The following is a 14,941-nucleotide window of genomic DNA, read 5'->3' as shown; positions in this document are numbered from 1 at the left end:
GCTCCAAACCTCATTACAACAATTGAGCATGACATGAATAAAAAACATATTGTTCTTGCTACGCTGCTAAGTGCGACGAGTTTGGTCGTCAGTGCCGCAGAAGCTCCAAAACTCAGTTTGCATCGAAATAATATTAAAGTTTGGACATATCAAACTAAAAATAATCCAGTATTCCAATATAAAGCAGAAACAACGTTTGATGTGCCATTAGAACGGGCTGTAGCCGTAGTTCTAGATGTTGAACGCACCCCACAATGGGTTCCTTATGTGGGTAAGGCTCAACTATTATCTCGAGACGAGAAGAAGGGTGAGTTCACGTTATATATGGTGCTTGATTTTCCTTTTCCATTAAAAGATCGCGATGTAGTGATTAAAGGGAAAATGAGTAAAAACGCGGATGGCAGTATTAGTATTAAAAACAATGCCATTAAAAATAACTATCCTGAACAGCCTGATGTGATTCGTTTAACCCGCTATGAGGGTGATTGGACTTTTCAAAAGTTAGCAAATAATAAAGTCAAAGTATCAACAACGGGTTATGCAGATCCAGCTGGTGCAATTCCGCTTAGTTTTGTGAATATGTTTGTACAGCAACAACCCTATCAAATGCTGATGAAAATGAAAAAGGAAGTGAATAATCCTTTGTATGCACAACCGAAATTACCAGATGTACTGAAGTAATAAAAAAGCCTGATTCAATCAGGCTTTTTTATGTTCTAGGTTTGGGTGCAGTGCTGATAGTTAAGCTTAGATCGAGATGCGAGAAAGATTTGGATAAACACCAAAAGTAATCCAATCGCTGCAAGACCTGCTCCGATCATTGATACTGAGGCATAGCTCAGACCTAGACTTAAAACAGCTCCTCCAGCCGCCGCACCAACTGCATTGCCTAAGTTAAATGCTCCGATATTTACAGAGGAAGCGAGACCAGATGCTTCATGTGCTACCGACATAACGCGCATTTGCAGTGATGGCACAATTGCAAATGCTGCCGCGCCCCATAAAACCAGCCCAACAGCAGTTCCGACTTGGGTTTGAGCCAGCAGAGGGAAAACTGCCATCAATACAATCAAGGCGATGAAGAAACCAATTAAAGTCTTATCAATAGACCGATCTGCAAGCTTGCCACCTAGATGGTTTCCAATTGAAAAGCCAACCCCAATTAAAACTAACATCATGGTGATAAACATCGGTGAGGCGTGATTGAAAGCAACTAAACTCGGGGCGATATAAGTGTATAGGGTAAACATTGCGGAGGCACCGAACACGGTGGTAAGAAGTGCCAAAATCACAGGGAGCCGAGTGAGAACTTTTAATTCCATTTTAACATCAGGTTTTTGTCCAACAGCACCCACAGGCAGTGCTTTCCATAGAGAAAACATCGTCACTACACCCAACACCGCAATCGCAAGAAAAGACATCCGCCAGCCAATGGTTTGTCCTACCCATGTCGCTAAAAGAACGCCACCAATATTGGCAATTGTTAGTCCCATGAACATGGTAGCTACAGCACTGGCTTGTTTATGTGCAGGTACAACACTCGCAGCCCAATCCCGAAGAAAGCACCGTGATTGAGACTGGTAATCAAGCGTGCGCCCATCAGGCTCATATAATTTGGTGCAAATGCCGCAATTAAGTTGCCTATGGTAAAAATGGCCATCAGAAGAATTAAAGCATTGCGACGAGCAAAACCACCGAACCATAAAGTGACAATTGGGGCACCTAGCATCACCCCCAAGGCATAACCTGTGATCAACATACCTGCACTTGGAATCGAAACACCAAGATCATGGGCAATGTTCGGCAATAAGCCCATAGGCGAGAATTCAGTGGTTCCAATGGCAAACGCACCAATAGCTAATGCGAGCAAAGGAAGATTGATGCGCTGCTTCATGTTTATTTATCCCATACTGGTGCAAGTTCAGGTGGGTCAATTTCACGACCATTACGATCCAGTTCCGCAATCAGCTGCATTTCTTGTTCGCTTAGTTTTAATTCTTGTGCTTTCAAGTTGCTGATCAGGTTCTCACGTTTGGTTGATGATGGAATAACCGCATAACCCTTTTGTAGTGCCCAAGCTAAAGAAACTTGTGCTGAAGTAGCCTGATGTTGTGCTGCAATCTCAAGCAAAGTTGGGTCTTTGAGCACTTTCCCGTAAGCAAGAGTCATATAAGAGGTTACATCAATCTGTTGTTGTATCAGGTAATTTGCCAAGTTTTGATTTTGCAAATAAGGGCTTAGTTCGATTTGATTGGTGGCAATATGTTCTGCGCCAATGCTATCAATCGTTTGTTGAGTAAGTGCAATATTGAAATTTGAAATCCCAATGAGTTTGGTTAAGCCTTGTTGTTTGGCTTCTAATAATAATTGCATCACTTCTGTGATATCTGTCCCTTGCGATGGTGCTGGCCAATGGATTAAGGTCAGATCAACTGCTTCAGTGCCTATTTTTGCAAACTTTCTTTTAGGCTTGGGATCAGGCGTTGTTCAGAAAAGTTATTGACCCATATTTTTGTAGTTAAGAATAAATCTTGGCGAGCAATCCCGCTTTCACGGATAGCCTGTCCTACTGCTGCTTCATTCTCATAAATTTGTGCTGTATCAATAGCGCGATAGCCGACATCTAAGGCAGTTTTGACTGAATCAATCAGGATTTGATCATTTAAACGATAAGTACCTAAACCAAATTGAGGGATTTGCATATTCTTCACCTAATTTTTTAACTCAAAAGAGTCTAATTTGTTGATGAAGGCAATTTTGCGATGATTATTGTTGCTAAAAAATAGATGAATTTGCAAAATATAGTTGACTAAATATCAACAATAGGGGGAGATGATGAAATCAAGTATTGAGGAATTGCTCGCCTTTATAACGATTGTTGATACAGGTTCATTTATTGCAGCTGCTGAGCGATTAGGTCAAACAGCATCTGGCTTGAGTCGTTCTTTAAGTCGTTTAGAGTCTAAGCTTGAAGTGACTTTGCTGGAACGCACCACACGAAAATTAAAACTCACTCAAGAAGGTCAGCAGTTCTTAGCGCATGCCCGAAAGATTTTAAATGATTTGAATGCGGCCGAAGAAGCTTTGCAGCGTTCAGATCAAGATACATCTGGTTTGATTCGTGTTGATTCGGCTGCGCCATTTATCTTGCACGTGATTGCTCCTTTGATGCGCGTATTTCGGCAGCGCTATCCGAATATTGAAATTGAATTAAACAGTAATGATCAAGTGATTGATTTACTAGAGCATAAAACTGATGTTGCATTTCGCTTTGGTGAATTACATGACTCAAGTCTTCATGCAAAATTGGTATGTAAAAGTCGCTTGTATATTGTGGCAAGTCCACATTACTTAAAACGGATGGGGACACCGACGCAAGCAAAACAATTGTTACAGCATGATTTAATTGGCTTCACACGCCCGATTCATATTAATCAGTGGCCGATTAAAGTAGATGATGAATACTTCTTTGCACAAGCCAAAATCAAAGCATCTAGTGGGGAGACAGTACGGCAATTGTGTCTACGAGGACAGGGAATTGCACGATTATCTGAGTTTGAAATCTGGCAAGATTTAAACGAAGGACGTTTGGTCGCATTATTTGAAGACCAAATTGAGCACTCTTATCAAAGCATCCATGCTGTTTATTACCAACAAGAGCATTTACCCAAACGTGTTCGTCTCTTTATTGAATTTTTGTCTGAGCAACTAAGCCAAGGTTTTTCTGTGTGTCAGTAGACGTGGGTGGAACTTGAACTTCGAGAACAGGAATAGATTCTCCTGTTGTTTGAGGGATAGACATGACAATCTGTTGCTCTTTGCGCGTACACTCCAAAACAACTGTTGATAATAATGATGCGCTTACGACCACACCATTTTCATTGGGTTTTTTATAGGTCAACTCTACCGTATCTGTTTTGGTTTGAGGGTTATGATTTTTTAGTTTCCATAGCTCATAACCTTGTCGGTTTTGAATTTTTAAATAACCTTCAGCGAGAGATTTGCAAATTTCTTGCTGCTGATATGTTTTCTGATCAGGCAACTGACAACCTGTAAGTAGCAATATACTTACTAAAAATAAGTTATTAATTTTCATTGTTTTATTCCTCTGCTGTTGATTTTTATAGCTTAAAGGTGTTGTATAAACCAATACAGATACAGAAATTTTTAAAAAATCAGTACAGACATGACATTTCAATATCAACGCTTGGCGGAACAGCTGTCACAAAAGATTTACCAACATGAACTGCAACCGCAACAGAAGTTAAGTTCATTAAGAGAATTTGCACGCCAACAAAAAATCAGTTTAAGCACAGCGCAGCAATGTTATGAATTGTTAGAAGCCAAAGGCTTGATTTATGTCAAACCTAAATCAGGTTACTTTGTTAGCTCGAGACAATACCAAAGTCCGGTACCTGAAAGCCCAAAATTTGAATCGATGCCAAGACGAGTTTCAAATTTAGAGTTGCAAAATCAAATTCAAACGGCATCCATACAAAGTCATTTAACGCCCTTAGGTGCGATTCAGTTATCTCCTCATTTAATACCTGTGGATGGATTACGCCACTCTTTGCAGCGAGCTTTGAAGCATTGCCAACCTGAAGATTTTTTGTACTGTAATAAACAAGGACATCTACAGCTCCGACAAGCACTTTCTGATCATTGGCGTGAGGATGGTATCTACATCGCCCCAGACGATATTTTTATTAGTAATGGATGTATGCCTGCACTGTCACTGTTGATTCAGCAAATGAGTCGAGAGGGCGACAGTATTATCGTTCCAACACCAACCTTTAACGGTCAGCTTCAGCTCCTTGCAGGATTGAAACGTAAAATTATTGAAATACCTGCGGATCATCAAGGCATAGACCTAGAGCGGTTAGAATATTTTATGCAGCAGGGTAGTGCGAAGTTATGCTTACTGACTGCGAATTTTCAAAATCCTTTGGGCTATTGTCTGAGCAATCAGCAAAAACAAAAAATTGCCGAGTTGGCACAAAAGTATCAATGCTTTGTTTTGGAAGATGATATTTATGCTGAATGTAGTTTTCAAAAAGAACGCCCTTTACCGATTCGTTATTGGGATCAACAGGGCTATGTAATTTGGTGTGGTTCTGTTTCTAAATCTTTATCGAGTGCTTATCGTGTGGGGTGGTTTTGTTTAGGTCAACAATTACAGCACTTAAGACCAGCTCTGTTAGCAAATAATGTTGGGGTTAATACCCCCTTACAGCTTGGTTTAGCCGACTTTATCTATAGTCGTGCCTATCGAGAACATTTGGAACGTTTAAGACCTGCTCTCATGCAGCAAGTCGAACAATATCGTGCATGTATTTTGGAGCAGTTTCAGGGGATTCCGATCGCACTTAGCCAATCGAGTGGTGGATATGCGCTGTGGATGCAACTACCAAACACCATTACAGGTTTAGAGTTGTATTATCGCGCGCAGCAATATGGAATCAATATCGTTCCAGGTGAGGTATTTGGTGAAGATCAGCGCTATCAGCATTTTCTACGATTAAACGCTGGCCATGCTTTGACAGATGAAATCCGCCAAGCTATTCAGCAGTTGGCGGATTGGGTCAGAGAAAGTCTCACGTCGAAATTGAGTTAGTCGAAGTCTGCTTTCAATACGATGCGATAACGTGCTTGACCTGAATGAAGTCGCTCAATGGCATCGTTGAGCTGTGACATTGGATAGAGTTCAATTTGCGGGGCGATATTTTTACGTGCTGCAAATTGAAGAAGTTGACGAAGTGCCAAAGGAGAACCCGTCGGTGAACCAGTTACTGATTTGGCACCATCAATCAAAGCACCGACTGAAACTGGAATAGGTTCTAAAGTCAGACCTAGAAAATGCAATGAGCCATTCGGTGCTAAAGTGCTGAGAAAGGCTTGCCAGTTTAGCGTCACATTGACTGTACTCAACAATAAATCAAATTTTCCTCGTTGAGCTTTGATGGCATGCGCATCGCGGCTATTCACCACGTGATCTGCACCCATGGCTTTCAGCTCATCAGTTTTCTCAGGATTTGAGCTAAATGCCGTAATTTCACAACCCCATGCTTTGAGCAGTTTAATCGCCATGTGACCTAAGCCACCGATACCAATTACACCGACATGATGCGTGGCTTGAATTTTATGTTTAAGTAGAGGATCGAAAACTGTAATCCCGCCACATAACAAAGGACCTGCACTTTCTGGGTCTAAATCATCGGGTAGCGGAATCACCCATTGCCAGCCAGCTCGAACTTTATCTGCAAATCCACCAGCATGTCCTACGATCGTTGCAACACTGCCGCCAGTACATAACACTTGATTACCACCGATGCAGGGATCACAAGCTTGACAACTTTCTGCTGTCCATCCGATACCTACACGTTGACCTACTTTGAGTCCTCTCGCTTCAGAACCAAGAGCAGTGATGGTTCCAATAATTTCATGACCAGCAACCACAGGATAAGTAGATGATCGCCAATCGTTATTAATCACTGAAATATCTGAATGACATAAACCACAATATTCAACTTTGACTTCGACTTGATGGGCTTGTAAATCGCCTGCGTCAAATTGATAAGGAACCAGTTGTTCACCTGCTTGCATCGCAGCATAAGCACGTATTTGATTGTTGCTCATGGAAGGACTCCTTTGGAGAGGATTGTATTTTATTTAAAGGGACAATGATTTTCGTGATCGTTGACCATGCCCACAGCTTGCATGAATGCATAACAAGTCGTTGGACCCACAAACTTAAATCCACGCTTTTTTAAGGTTTTAGACAGGGTTTGGCTGATCTCTGTTTGTGCAGGGGCTTCTCGATAATTGATCACATCATTGTTCAATACATCGTGACTGACAAAAGCCCACAGCCATGCAGAGACATCGTCAACATCCTGCTTTAATTGTTGCCAAGCAATCGCATTGTCTCGAATGGCTTTTATTTTACCTAAATGGCGAATCAGACCTGTATCACTCAGTTTATGTTCCAGTTGATCATCTGTAAGCTCGGCAATTTTTGCTACAGGATGTTGAAAGAAATGAGCACGGTAGTGTTCTCTTTTCTTGAGTACCGTAATCCAAGAGAGACCAGCTTGTTGACCCTCTAGGCAAAGCATTTCAAATAAACGCGCTTCATCGTATTCAGGCTTACCCCATTCTTCATCATGGTAAGCGATATACAGGGGGTCATCAGAGCACCAACCACAGCGTTGAATTGTCATTTTGATGCTCCATATCGTTATAAATATCGAGAAAATTAAAGTTTGAATGCAACCCATTCATTTGGGCGAGTATCCCAATAATACAACTCAGCAGAACTCAAATCAGTGAATTTCAACCAAAAGTCTTTACCAGATTTATCTGCGAAACCTGTGCTGATCAGCAAAGCATCTTCGGTGATTTCCATAATCCAACCTTGATAGCTGGTGCCATTCAGAATAATTTTTTGCTGATTTCCTGATTCTGCAAATGTAACCAGACGTTCTATCAATGCTTCTGACATTGTGTGTTCCTAACGTAAATATGGGTATGGATTGACTGCTCCACGCCCTTTGCCATTTAAATAAATACCGTAATGTAAATGCGGAGCAGTATGACGTGCATTACCTGTATTGCCGACATAGCCAATCACATCACCCTTGCGAATATAATCCCCAACTTTAAGTCCGCGTTTGTGGTCATCCAGATGTGCATAGTAGTGCCAAGAACCTGATGGTCCTAAGATCCAAATGACCTTGCCACCCAAATTATTATTGCGTAAATCTGCGATGAGTCCTTCGGTTGCACTATACACTTTCGTGCCACGCTCTGCCATGATATCAATCCCTTCATGGCTTCGCCCTTGGCTACGTGCAGCTCCCCAAGTATCGCGCAACTCGTTTTTGCGAACACCTTTTACAGGTATGGGGAGACGAGAGTCTAAGCCCATATTTTTTAATTTGCTGACTTGTGCACTGGGTAAAGGAGATGGTTTTTGGGGTGTGGTGGTACACGCAGATAGAAAAATAATGAGCAGTCCAATCACCGTATACGAAATTGAATGTCGCACATAAACTCCTATGTTTTGATCCATCGCATTTTAAAGTGTTTAAGTTTTTTGTTTTGCAGTGATCAGTTTCTTCATCGCGGTTGGAATACCTTTAGCAATCGCAGATTCTGGTGTGAGCCATATCCCATTTAATTCTAAGCTCAGTTGTTCTTTCTGATCATGTTCCACGTGGAACATTTTTTCATCGAGCAACCATGTGAAGTGTGTAAAACTATGACTGATCTGTAAGGATGATACTTGAGCTTGTAACTTAAAGTGCTGTTCGATCTGTTGTAATTCAGTTGCACTTTCAATGATAGGAAGACAATACAATCCACCCCAAAGACCATGAGCTTCACGCTGTTGCCAAAACCATTCTTCACCTGACTGAATCACAACGACACTTGCTGTTTTAACAGGAACAGGTTTCTTGGTCTTTTTAAATGGCAACTCTTGTTCTAGGCCTTGTTGATATGCCTGACAGTGTTGTTGCATAGGGCAATATAAACAGAGAGGTTTTTTCGGAGTACATACTGTTGCACCCAAATCCATAATGGCTTGGGTATAGTCATGATTTCGCTGTTCTGGACATAAATCTTCAGCAATTTTCCATAAAGCACGCTCATGTTGTGGCTTGGATAAATCATCTTCAATCGCAAAGAAACGAGCCAAAACACGTTTCACATTGCCATCCATGATTACACCGTATTGACGCAAACCGAGCGACATGAGCGCCCCTGCGGTTGAGCGTCCGATCCCAGGAAGTTCAATCCATTGTTCTAAGGTTGCGGGGAATTTACCTTGCTGATGAACAATCGCTGCGGCTTTGTGCAAATTTCTTGCTCTTGCATAATATCCAAGACCCGCCCAATAAGGAGCAACATCATCCCAGCTTGCCTGACCTAGATCATTTACGGTAGGAAAGCGTTGAATAAAACGATCGAAATATTGCAACACTGTTTTGACTTGAGTCTGTTGCAACATAATTTCTGATACCCAAACTTTATACGGGTCATCGGCAACTTGCCAAGGTAGGTCATGGCGACCATGTTGATCAAACCATGTAAGTAAAGCATCAGAAAATGAGAAATCAGACATGAATCAGAACATTGAAAAGTAGAATTATAGTATAGCGGAAATATGCACTAGAGGGTTTGTGCGAAGAGCTCATGAGCTTTACGATTTCTATCTAGGAGGATGAGAGGATTATCTGAAATTTCTAAAAACTCTCGAAAAAAATTGCAGTCTGTTGGCGACATCCATGTCGCCGTTTCACAAGTCAATCTTGGCAAGTGTTGGTATAAATACGAATTTTAGAATTACTTTAAATGCTTATCTAACAATTCATACATCGCTTCAAGACCTTGACGCTCTGCTTCTGCGTTATAGCCCAAATCTACGTTATTGGCTTTAGCACGCTCATCGGCTTGTGGGTTACTAAAACCATGTTTAGCATCTTCGAAAATAATTACTTCATGGTTCACTTCAGCAGCGTGCATTTCTTCACGGAAACTTGCAACATCGTCCAAAGTAACCATGCTATCTAGTTCACCATGTAACACTAAGATTTCTGCTTTTAGCTTACCTTTTTCAGCAGGAGCTTTGGGACTGAGATTCGCATGGAACGTTGTTACCGCTTTTAAGTTAGCACCTGAGCGAGCTAGATCCAATACCACTTTGCCGCCATAGCAGAAGCCAATCGCTGCAAGTTTTTCGGCATTTACCTCAGGCTGATTTGCCAAAGTATTTAGACCTGCTTGTGCACGATCAACTACAGTATCCACATGCTCAAACGTTTGCATCATCCATTCGTATGCTTGTGCTGAAACTGTTGTTACTTTCTTATCACCATACATATCAATTGCGAGAGCAGCAAAGCCGTGTTCAGCCAGTTCACGTGCACGTTGTTCTGTATATTCATTACGTCCCCACCATTCAGGTGCAACGATTACGCCTGCTGTCGGCATATCGATTGCAGGTGCAGCAAAATAACCTACCAAACGTTGACCATCTGGTGCTGTATATTCAATTTCACGAGTTGTAATCGGGAAGCTCATTTTCAAATCCTAATCTGTATTTTTAGAATGCATTGATTAAAACATAAAAAGCAAAAGTTGATACGCTGAGAAAACTAATAAACTGTTGCTTTTGTTAAATAATGGCAATAAAAAAGAAGAATACAAAGATTCTTCTTTTTATAAATTGAGATGTTAATTTTCTATACTTTGCCACGTGACAAGAAGCCCACGACAGCGAGAATAACAGCGACAACAAGTAAAATAACGGCAAAATCTTTGGATAAACCTGCTACACCACCAAAGCCAAGTAAACTAGCAATTAATGCGATGATTGCAAATATAATAGCCCAACGGAACATATGAGTTACCCTCCTAATTTTATTATGTTTTTACTATAGCGTGTATTTTTTGAGCAAAATGTGGTGTTTCTGTGGTTGAAATGTTCACTATAGAAAGAAGTGTTAAAAAGCGAATGATTTCAGTAACTCAGTTTTTTGAATTGGAATGCTATACTATGTACATTCTCCTCTTTAGCTTAAAACCATGTCTTTAGAACTGCGTCCTAACTTTTGGAAAAACTACTCACTTGATCAGCTAAATCCTGTTGAGTGGGAAGCTCTATGTGATGGCTGTGGTTTGTGCTGTTTGGTCAAGCTTGAAGATGAAGACACCGCAGAAGTCGTATATACCAAAGTGGCATGTAAGCTTCTAGACTGTAAAACGGCACGCTGTTCAGACTATGCACACCGCCAAGAGCATGTTGCAGATTGTCTACAATTAACCCCTGAACGTTTGCAAACGATTACATGGTTGCCCCCAAGCTGTGCTTACAGACGTCTGAATGAGGGGAAAAATCTTCCGTCATGGCATTATTTGAATACTGGCTCTCGTCAGAGTGTTCTAAAAGCAAAAAAATCTGCGGCAGGACGTTGTATTTCAGAAACTGAAGTTAATGAAGATGACATTGAAGATTATGTCGTACGGTGGGTGCGTTGATCTTTTAATCATATCGTTTGGTTAAATGGATCTTGATCAAAAACAACAATTTTACAGTATTTCTATATGCTGATCCCCGTAATATGAATGAATGCGAAGGGAGATCAGTCATGTCAAAATTATTTGTAGCACCTTTAATTTGTAGCAGTGCACTTTTGCTACTCGCTTGTGGTCCCAATAACACCAACTCTAAGGCACCAGAAAACTCTGTTCAACATACTCAAAATACGCTCAACCAAACTTTTCAAATTGATACTTTTGCCCAGTTTGATGAACCTTGGGCTGTTGTTGTATTACCTGATCAGCGTTTACTGATCACTGAGCGTAAAGGACAGTTAAAATTATTTGATCCTAAAACTAAGAAGAATCTTAATGTTCAGGGCATCCCAACTGTAAGTTATGGGGGGCAAGGTGGCTTAGGTGATGTAGTCTTGCATCCTGATTTTAAAAATAATCATTGGATTTATCTCAGCTATGCTGTGCAAGGCAGTGGTGGTTATGGTGCTGAAATTTCTCGTGCCAAACTTGATTTATCTAATCCTGAACAACCGAAATTAACCGATTTAACACGAATTTGGCAGCAAGTACCTAAAGTGTCAGGGCAAGGACATTATGCTCATCGTATGTTATTTGGTGCTGATGGAAAACTTTGGGTAAGTTCAGGTGAGCGACAAAAATTCGATCCTGCCCAAGATATGAAAAGCAATCTAGGTAAGATTTTACGTTTAAATGAAGACGGAACTCCTGTATCAGATAACCCTTTTAGTCAACAAGGTGGCGTGACTGCTGAAATTTGGTCATTGGGTCATCGTAATCCACTGGGTATGGCGTTTGATGACCAAAAACAATTGTGGGTAGTGGAAATGGGGCCGAAAGGAGGTGATGAACTTAATCAGATTCTTAAAGGCGCGAACTATGGTTATCCAATCGTATCGAATGGCGATCATTACTCAGGATTACCAATTCCAGATCACAAAACACGCCCAGAATTTAAAGCACCAGCAATCGATTGGACACCTGTGATTTCACCTTCAAGCATGATTATTTACACGGGCGATAAATTCCCATTATGGCAGCAGAAAGCTTTGATTGGTGGTTTGTCTTCCAAGTCGATTATTGTGGTTGATTTAAAATCGCAACCCGTTAAAGAAGTGCAACGTTTGGATATGAAGCAACGAATTCGTGGCTTACAACAAGCACAAGACGGTTCGATTTGGGTGATTGAGAATGGTCCACAAGCGAAATTGCTAAAGCTCAATGCAAACTAAATATGAACTCAAAGTGAAAAGATTAATGATGCAGTCGAAATACCAAAATTTATTTTCAAATAAAACATTGATGTTGATTGGGCTGTTGTCCTGTAGCTCCAGTTTATGGGCACAGCCTTTAACTGAGCTACAGATAAAAAAAATAGTCGATCAGCAATTTAAACCACTTTTAGAAGAATACAAAATTCCTGGTTTAGCCGTTGCCGTGACTTTAGATGGTCAACATTACTTTGTAAATTATGGTGTTGCTTCGCTACAAAGCAAAAGCAAACAAGTGGTCAGCAACAGTACCTTATTTGAACTTGGTTCAGTCAGTAAAACTTTCAATGCTACTCTAGCAAGTTATGCGCAAGCACAAGGACGGTTGTCATTATCGGATCATCCTGCCAAATACTTCCCTGAACTTAAAAATGCAGCCGTGAATCAGGCTACATTGCTGAATTTGGGAACCTATAGTGCAGGTGGTTTTCCACTGCAATTTCCAGATGAAGTTGTTACTCAGCAGGATATGGTTCAATATTTTCAAAACTGGAAAACAAAAACCAAAATCGGGGAGGCTCGTCAATACTCAAATCCGAGTATTGGTTTAATGGGTTATGTCACAGCTTTGGCGATGAAAAAGCCATATGCGGAATTGATAGAGAAAACCTTACTTCCTCAATTAGGAATGACGCAGAGTTATATTCATGTCCCTGAACAAAAGATGTCACAATATGCTTGGGGCTATAAGAATAACCAAGCAATCCGTGTATCAGCGGGGATCTTTGATGCTGAAGCCTATGGTGTCAAAAGCAGTAGTTCGGATATGCTGAAATTTTTAGATGCACAGATCAATTCAGCTCAATTAGATCAGCCAATTCGTCAAGCCGTTGAAAATACCCATATCGGTTATTTTAAAGTCGGTGCAATGACGCAGGGTTTGGGATGGGAGCAATATGCTTATCCCGTTAAGCTTGAAACACTTTTACAAGGCAACTCAAGTAAAATGGCTTTAGAAAGCCATGCAGTAACGCTGATCAAACACCCCAAAATTGCCTCACAATCCACTTATTTTAATAAAACAGGATCTACCAATGGCTTTGGAGCTTATGCCGCATTTGTCCCTCAGCATAAAATCGGTATGGTGATGCTCGCCAATACCAATTTCCCAAATGAAGCGCGTATTAAAGCAACCTATCAAGCGATGCAGCAGATTCTTAAAGAGAAAGCGACCCGTTAACTTATTCAGTTGTTGGTAGATTCAAATTGTAGATTTGATTCAGACACAATAGACTAGGATAAAACAGCATAAAGCCAGTGATGATGTCAGATACGCATATTCCTTTACCTGAACGTTTACGTCCTCGTGACTTATCCGAAATTATCGGACAAGATCATTTGTTAGGTGAAAATGCACCTTTGCGCCAAATGATTGATCAAGGGCATTTACCTTCGATTATCTTTTGGGGTCCGCCAGGGGTAGGTAAAACTACGATCGCATTATTGCTGGCGCAAGCAGTTGATCGCCCATTTATTAGCTTATCTGCGTTGAATACTGGTGTAAAAGAGCTGCGAGAAGTGATTGCGGAAAGTGGTGATCTGCTGACTCCAGTGGTGTTTATTGATGAGATTCATCGCTTTAATAAATCGCAGCAAGATGCGTTACTAAATGCAGTCGAAAAAGGCAAAATTACGCTGATCGGCGCAACCACAGAGAACCCATCTTTTGAGGTTAATAGCGCTTTACTGTCGCGTTGTCAGGTCTACACGCTGAATAGTTTGGATGCGGATGCCATTCAAACACTCATCAATAAAGCGATTCAAAGTGATAAGTTTCTCAAAGAGCGTTTTATTCAAGTTGAAGAATATGATGCACTGATTCAATTTGCTGCAGGTGATGCGCGTAAGGCGCTTAATCTGATCGATTTAATCGCCAGTACCTTTGAAGCTGATGTTGAAAATGTCGTGACCAACGCGATTGTCGTCAAAGTTGCACAGCAGAACATTGCGCGTTATGACAAGTCAGGTGAGCAGCACTACGATCTGGTTTCAGCATTTATTAAATCGATTCGGGGAAGTGATCCAGATGCTACCTTGTATTGGATGGCAAGAATGCTGAAAGGTGGAGAAGACCCAGTATTTATTGCTCGTCGCATGTTGATTGCGGCATCAGAAGATATTGGAAATTCTAATCCAAATGCCTTGTTACTTGCAGGGGAGTGCTTCCGTTCAGTTCAAGCGGTGGGTATGCCTGAGGCGCGTATTATTTTAGGACAATGCGCAGTTTATTTGGCAACCAGCCCGAAAAGTAATAGTACCTATTTAGCCATCAATCGTGCCTTAGAGTTGGCAGAGAAAACGGCGAATTTGCCTGTACCATTGCACTTACGCAATGCGCCAACCAAACTGATGAAGCAACAAGGATATGGGGTGGATTATTTGTATCCACATAATTATCCTGAACATTTTGTATTACAAGACTATTTACCACCTGAATTGCGTGGTACGAAGCTGTATGAACGAGCCTTAAATAAACGTGAAGTTGAAGCTGAACGTTTGCAACAGCGCCGCTGGCAGCAAGAACAGCAACAGCAATAATACGTTCTGGGCGCGTGCCTCATTTTAAATTTACCAAACAGCATTTTAGCCCCGAT

The 14,941-nt window shown here is 41.1% G+C and carries 15 protein-coding genes and 2 pseudogenes; 7 read left to right on the top strand and 10 right to left on the bottom strand.

The features are described 5' to 3' along the window. Positions 1-33: 33 nt before the first annotated feature. Entirely contained in the window at positions 34-681 is a 648-nt protein-coding gene (locus F948_RS14420) for an START domain-containing protein (RefSeq protein ID WP_004965151.1), read from the top strand. A 35-nt stretch (positions 682-716) separates the two neighbouring features. Here F948_RS14420 and F948_RS14415 read toward each other — a convergent pair. Further along, a pseudogene (locus F948_RS14415) lies at positions 717-1,894 on the bottom strand (MFS transporter). A 2-nt stretch (positions 1,895-1,896) separates the two neighbouring features. Then, positions 1,897-2,702 (bottom strand): annotated as a pseudogene (dkgB, locus tag F948_RS14410) (2,5-didehydrogluconate reductase DkgB). A 133-nt stretch (positions 2,703-2,835) separates the two neighbouring features. Here dkgB and F948_RS14405 point away from each other — a divergent pair. Continuing rightward, positions 2,836-3,738 (top strand): LysR family transcriptional regulator, encoded by a 903-nt coding sequence (locus F948_RS14405; protein WP_017397389.1) that lies wholly within the window; start codon positions 2,836-2,838, stop codon positions 3,736-3,738. On the opposite strand, the gene F948_RS14400 is transcribed toward F948_RS14405, so the two are convergent. Then, the gene (locus F948_RS14400; RefSeq protein ID WP_004965139.1) at positions 3,686-4,096 is read right to left on the bottom strand and encodes a hypothetical protein; all 411 of its coding nucleotides are present in this window, start codon (positions 4,094-4,096) and stop codon (positions 3,686-3,688) included. The genes F948_RS14405 and F948_RS14400 overlap by 53 nt on opposite strands. 90 nt (positions 4,097-4,186) lie before the next feature. On the opposite strand from F948_RS14400, the gene F948_RS14395 reads away from it, so the two are divergent. Beyond that, a complete protein-coding gene (locus F948_RS14395; RefSeq protein WP_004965136.1) occupies positions 4,187-5,614 on the top strand; it encodes an aminotransferase-like domain-containing protein in 1,428 nt (475 codons plus the stop codon). Here F948_RS14395 and ahr read toward each other — a convergent pair. From ahr to F948_RS16250, 7 genes are all read right to left on the bottom strand, one after another. Continuing rightward, the gene (gene ahr, locus F948_RS14390; RefSeq protein WP_004965132.1) at positions 5,611-6,636 is read right to left on the bottom strand and encodes an NADPH-dependent aldehyde reductase Ahr; all 1,026 of its coding nucleotides are present in this window, start codon (positions 6,634-6,636) and stop codon (positions 5,611-5,613) included. The genes F948_RS14395 and ahr overlap by 4 nt on opposite strands. A gap of 29 nt (positions 6,637-6,665) precedes the next feature. Beyond that, positions 6,666-7,220 carry a DNA-3-methyladenine glycosylase I gene (locus tag F948_RS14385; protein ID WP_004965130.1) on the bottom strand — a complete coding sequence of 185 codons (555 nt, stop codon included), beginning with the start codon at positions 7,218-7,220 and terminating at the stop codon, positions 6,666-6,668. Between the two features lie 35 nt (positions 7,221-7,255). Beyond that, positions 7,256-7,501: a hypothetical protein gene (locus F948_RS14380; protein ID WP_004910282.1), complete on the bottom strand. Its 246-nt coding sequence runs from the start codon at positions 7,499-7,501 to the stop codon at positions 7,256-7,258. A gap of 9 nt (positions 7,502-7,510) precedes the next feature. Further along, positions 7,511-8,071: a M23 family metallopeptidase gene (locus tag F948_RS14375; protein WP_373866318.1), complete on the bottom strand. Its 561-nt coding sequence runs from the start codon at positions 8,069-8,071 to the stop codon at positions 7,511-7,513. Positions 8,072-8,086: 15 nt separating this feature from the next. Beyond that, a complete protein-coding gene (gene mutY, locus F948_RS14370) occupies positions 8,087-9,124 on the bottom strand; it encodes an A/G-specific adenine glycosylase (RefSeq protein ID WP_004965124.1) in 1,038 nt (345 codons plus the stop codon). A gap of 221 nt (positions 9,125-9,345) precedes the next feature. Then, on the bottom strand, positions 9,346-10,083 hold the full coding sequence (locus tag F948_RS14365) for a dienelactone hydrolase family protein (RefSeq protein WP_004965122.1): 738 nt from the start codon (positions 10,081-10,083) through the stop codon (positions 9,346-9,348). Positions 10,084-10,244: 161 nt separating this feature from the next. Beyond that, positions 10,245-10,403 (bottom strand): DUF1328 family protein, encoded by a 159-nt coding sequence (locus F948_RS16250; protein ID WP_004910276.1) that lies wholly within the window; start codon positions 10,401-10,403, stop codon positions 10,245-10,247. A gap of 184 nt (positions 10,404-10,587) precedes the next feature. Here F948_RS16250 and F948_RS14355 point away from each other — a divergent pair, with 184 nt between their 5' ends. The 4 genes from F948_RS14355 to F948_RS14340 all read left to right on the top strand — a co-directional run bounded on the left by F948_RS14355 (position 10,588) and on the right by F948_RS14340 (position 14,885). After that, positions 10,588-11,040 (top strand): YcgN family cysteine cluster protein, encoded by a 453-nt coding sequence (locus F948_RS14355; RefSeq protein ID WP_004910274.1) that lies wholly within the window; start codon positions 10,588-10,590, stop codon positions 11,038-11,040. A gap of 110 nt (positions 11,041-11,150) precedes the next feature. Then, entirely contained in the window at positions 11,151-12,308 is a 1,158-nt protein-coding gene (locus F948_RS14350; RefSeq protein ID WP_004965118.1) for a PQQ-dependent sugar dehydrogenase, read from the top strand. Between the two features lie 25 nt (positions 12,309-12,333). Beyond that, positions 12,334-13,527, top strand: a complete 1,194-nt coding sequence (gene ampC, locus F948_RS14345) for a class C beta-lactamase (RefSeq protein WP_026057384.1) — start codon at positions 12,334-12,336, stop codon at positions 13,525-13,527. Positions 13,528-13,610: 83 nt separating this feature from the next. Continuing rightward, positions 13,611-14,885 carry a replication-associated recombination protein A gene (locus F948_RS14340; protein ID WP_017397391.1) on the top strand — a complete coding sequence of 425 codons (1,275 nt, stop codon included), beginning with the start codon at positions 13,611-13,613 and terminating at the stop codon, positions 14,883-14,885. Positions 14,886-14,941: the final 56 nt, after the last annotated feature.

The organism is Acinetobacter junii CIP 64.5 (genome assembly GCF_000368765.1).
Classification (GTDB): Bacteria; Pseudomonadota; Gammaproteobacteria; order Pseudomonadales; family Moraxellaceae; genus Acinetobacter; species Acinetobacter junii.
The sequence above is the reverse complement of the archived record's forward strand: the minus strand, read 5'-3'. Positions and strand labels throughout refer to the sequence as shown.

What these genes read in the sequence shown, in the direction of transcription:
- F948_RS14420 (WP_004965151.1), top strand. Translation starts at nt 34, where the DNA reads ATGAATAAAAAACATATTGTTCTTGCTACGCTGCTAAGTGCGACGAGT.
- F948_RS16250 (WP_004910276.1), bottom strand. Translation starts at nt 10,403, where the DNA reads ATGTTCCGTTGGGCTATTATATTTGCAATCATCGCATTAATTGCTAGT.
- F948_RS14395 (WP_004965136.1), top strand. Translation starts at nt 4,187, where the DNA reads ATGACATTTCAATATCAACGCTTGGCGGAACAGCTGTCACAAAAGATT.
- F948_RS14385 (WP_004965130.1), bottom strand. Translation starts at nt 7,220, where the DNA reads ATGACAATTCAACGCTGTGGTTGGTGCTCTGATGACCCCCTGTATATC.
- F948_RS14365 (WP_004965122.1), bottom strand. Translation starts at nt 10,083, where the DNA reads ATGAGCTTCCCGATTACAACTCGTGAAATTGAATATACAGCACCAGAT.
- mutY (WP_004965124.1), bottom strand. Translation starts at nt 9,124, where the DNA reads ATGTCTGATTTCTCATTTTCTGATGCTTTACTTACATGGTTTGATCAA.
- F948_RS14400 (WP_004965139.1), bottom strand. Translation starts at nt 4,096, where the DNA reads ATGAAAATTAATAACTTATTTTTAGTAAGTATATTGCTACTTACAGGT.
- F948_RS14405 (WP_017397389.1), top strand. Translation starts at nt 2,836, where the DNA reads ATGAAATCAAGTATTGAGGAATTGCTCGCCTTTATAACGATTGTTGAT.
- ahr (WP_004965132.1), bottom strand. Translation starts at nt 6,636, where the DNA reads ATGAGCAACAATCAAATACGTGCTTATGCTGCGATGCAAGCAGGTGAA.
- F948_RS14380 (WP_004910282.1), bottom strand. Translation starts at nt 7,501, where the DNA reads ATGTCAGAAGCATTGATAGAACGTCTGGTTACATTTGCAGAATCAGGA.
- F948_RS14355 (WP_004910274.1), top strand. Translation starts at nt 10,588, where the DNA reads ATGTCTTTAGAACTGCGTCCTAACTTTTGGAAAAACTACTCACTTGAT.
- F948_RS14340 (WP_017397391.1), top strand. Translation starts at nt 13,611, where the DNA reads ATGTCAGATACGCATATTCCTTTACCTGAACGTTTACGTCCTCGTGAC.
- F948_RS14375 (WP_373866318.1), bottom strand. Translation starts at nt 8,071, where the DNA reads ATGGATCAAAACATAGGAGTTTATGTGCGACATTCAATTTCGTATACG.
- F948_RS14350 (WP_004965118.1), top strand. Translation starts at nt 11,151, where the DNA reads ATGTCAAAATTATTTGTAGCACCTTTAATTTGTAGCAGTGCACTTTTG.
- ampC (WP_026057384.1), top strand. Translation starts at nt 12,334, where the DNA reads ATGATGCAGTCGAAATACCAAAATTTATTTTCAAATAAAACATTGATG.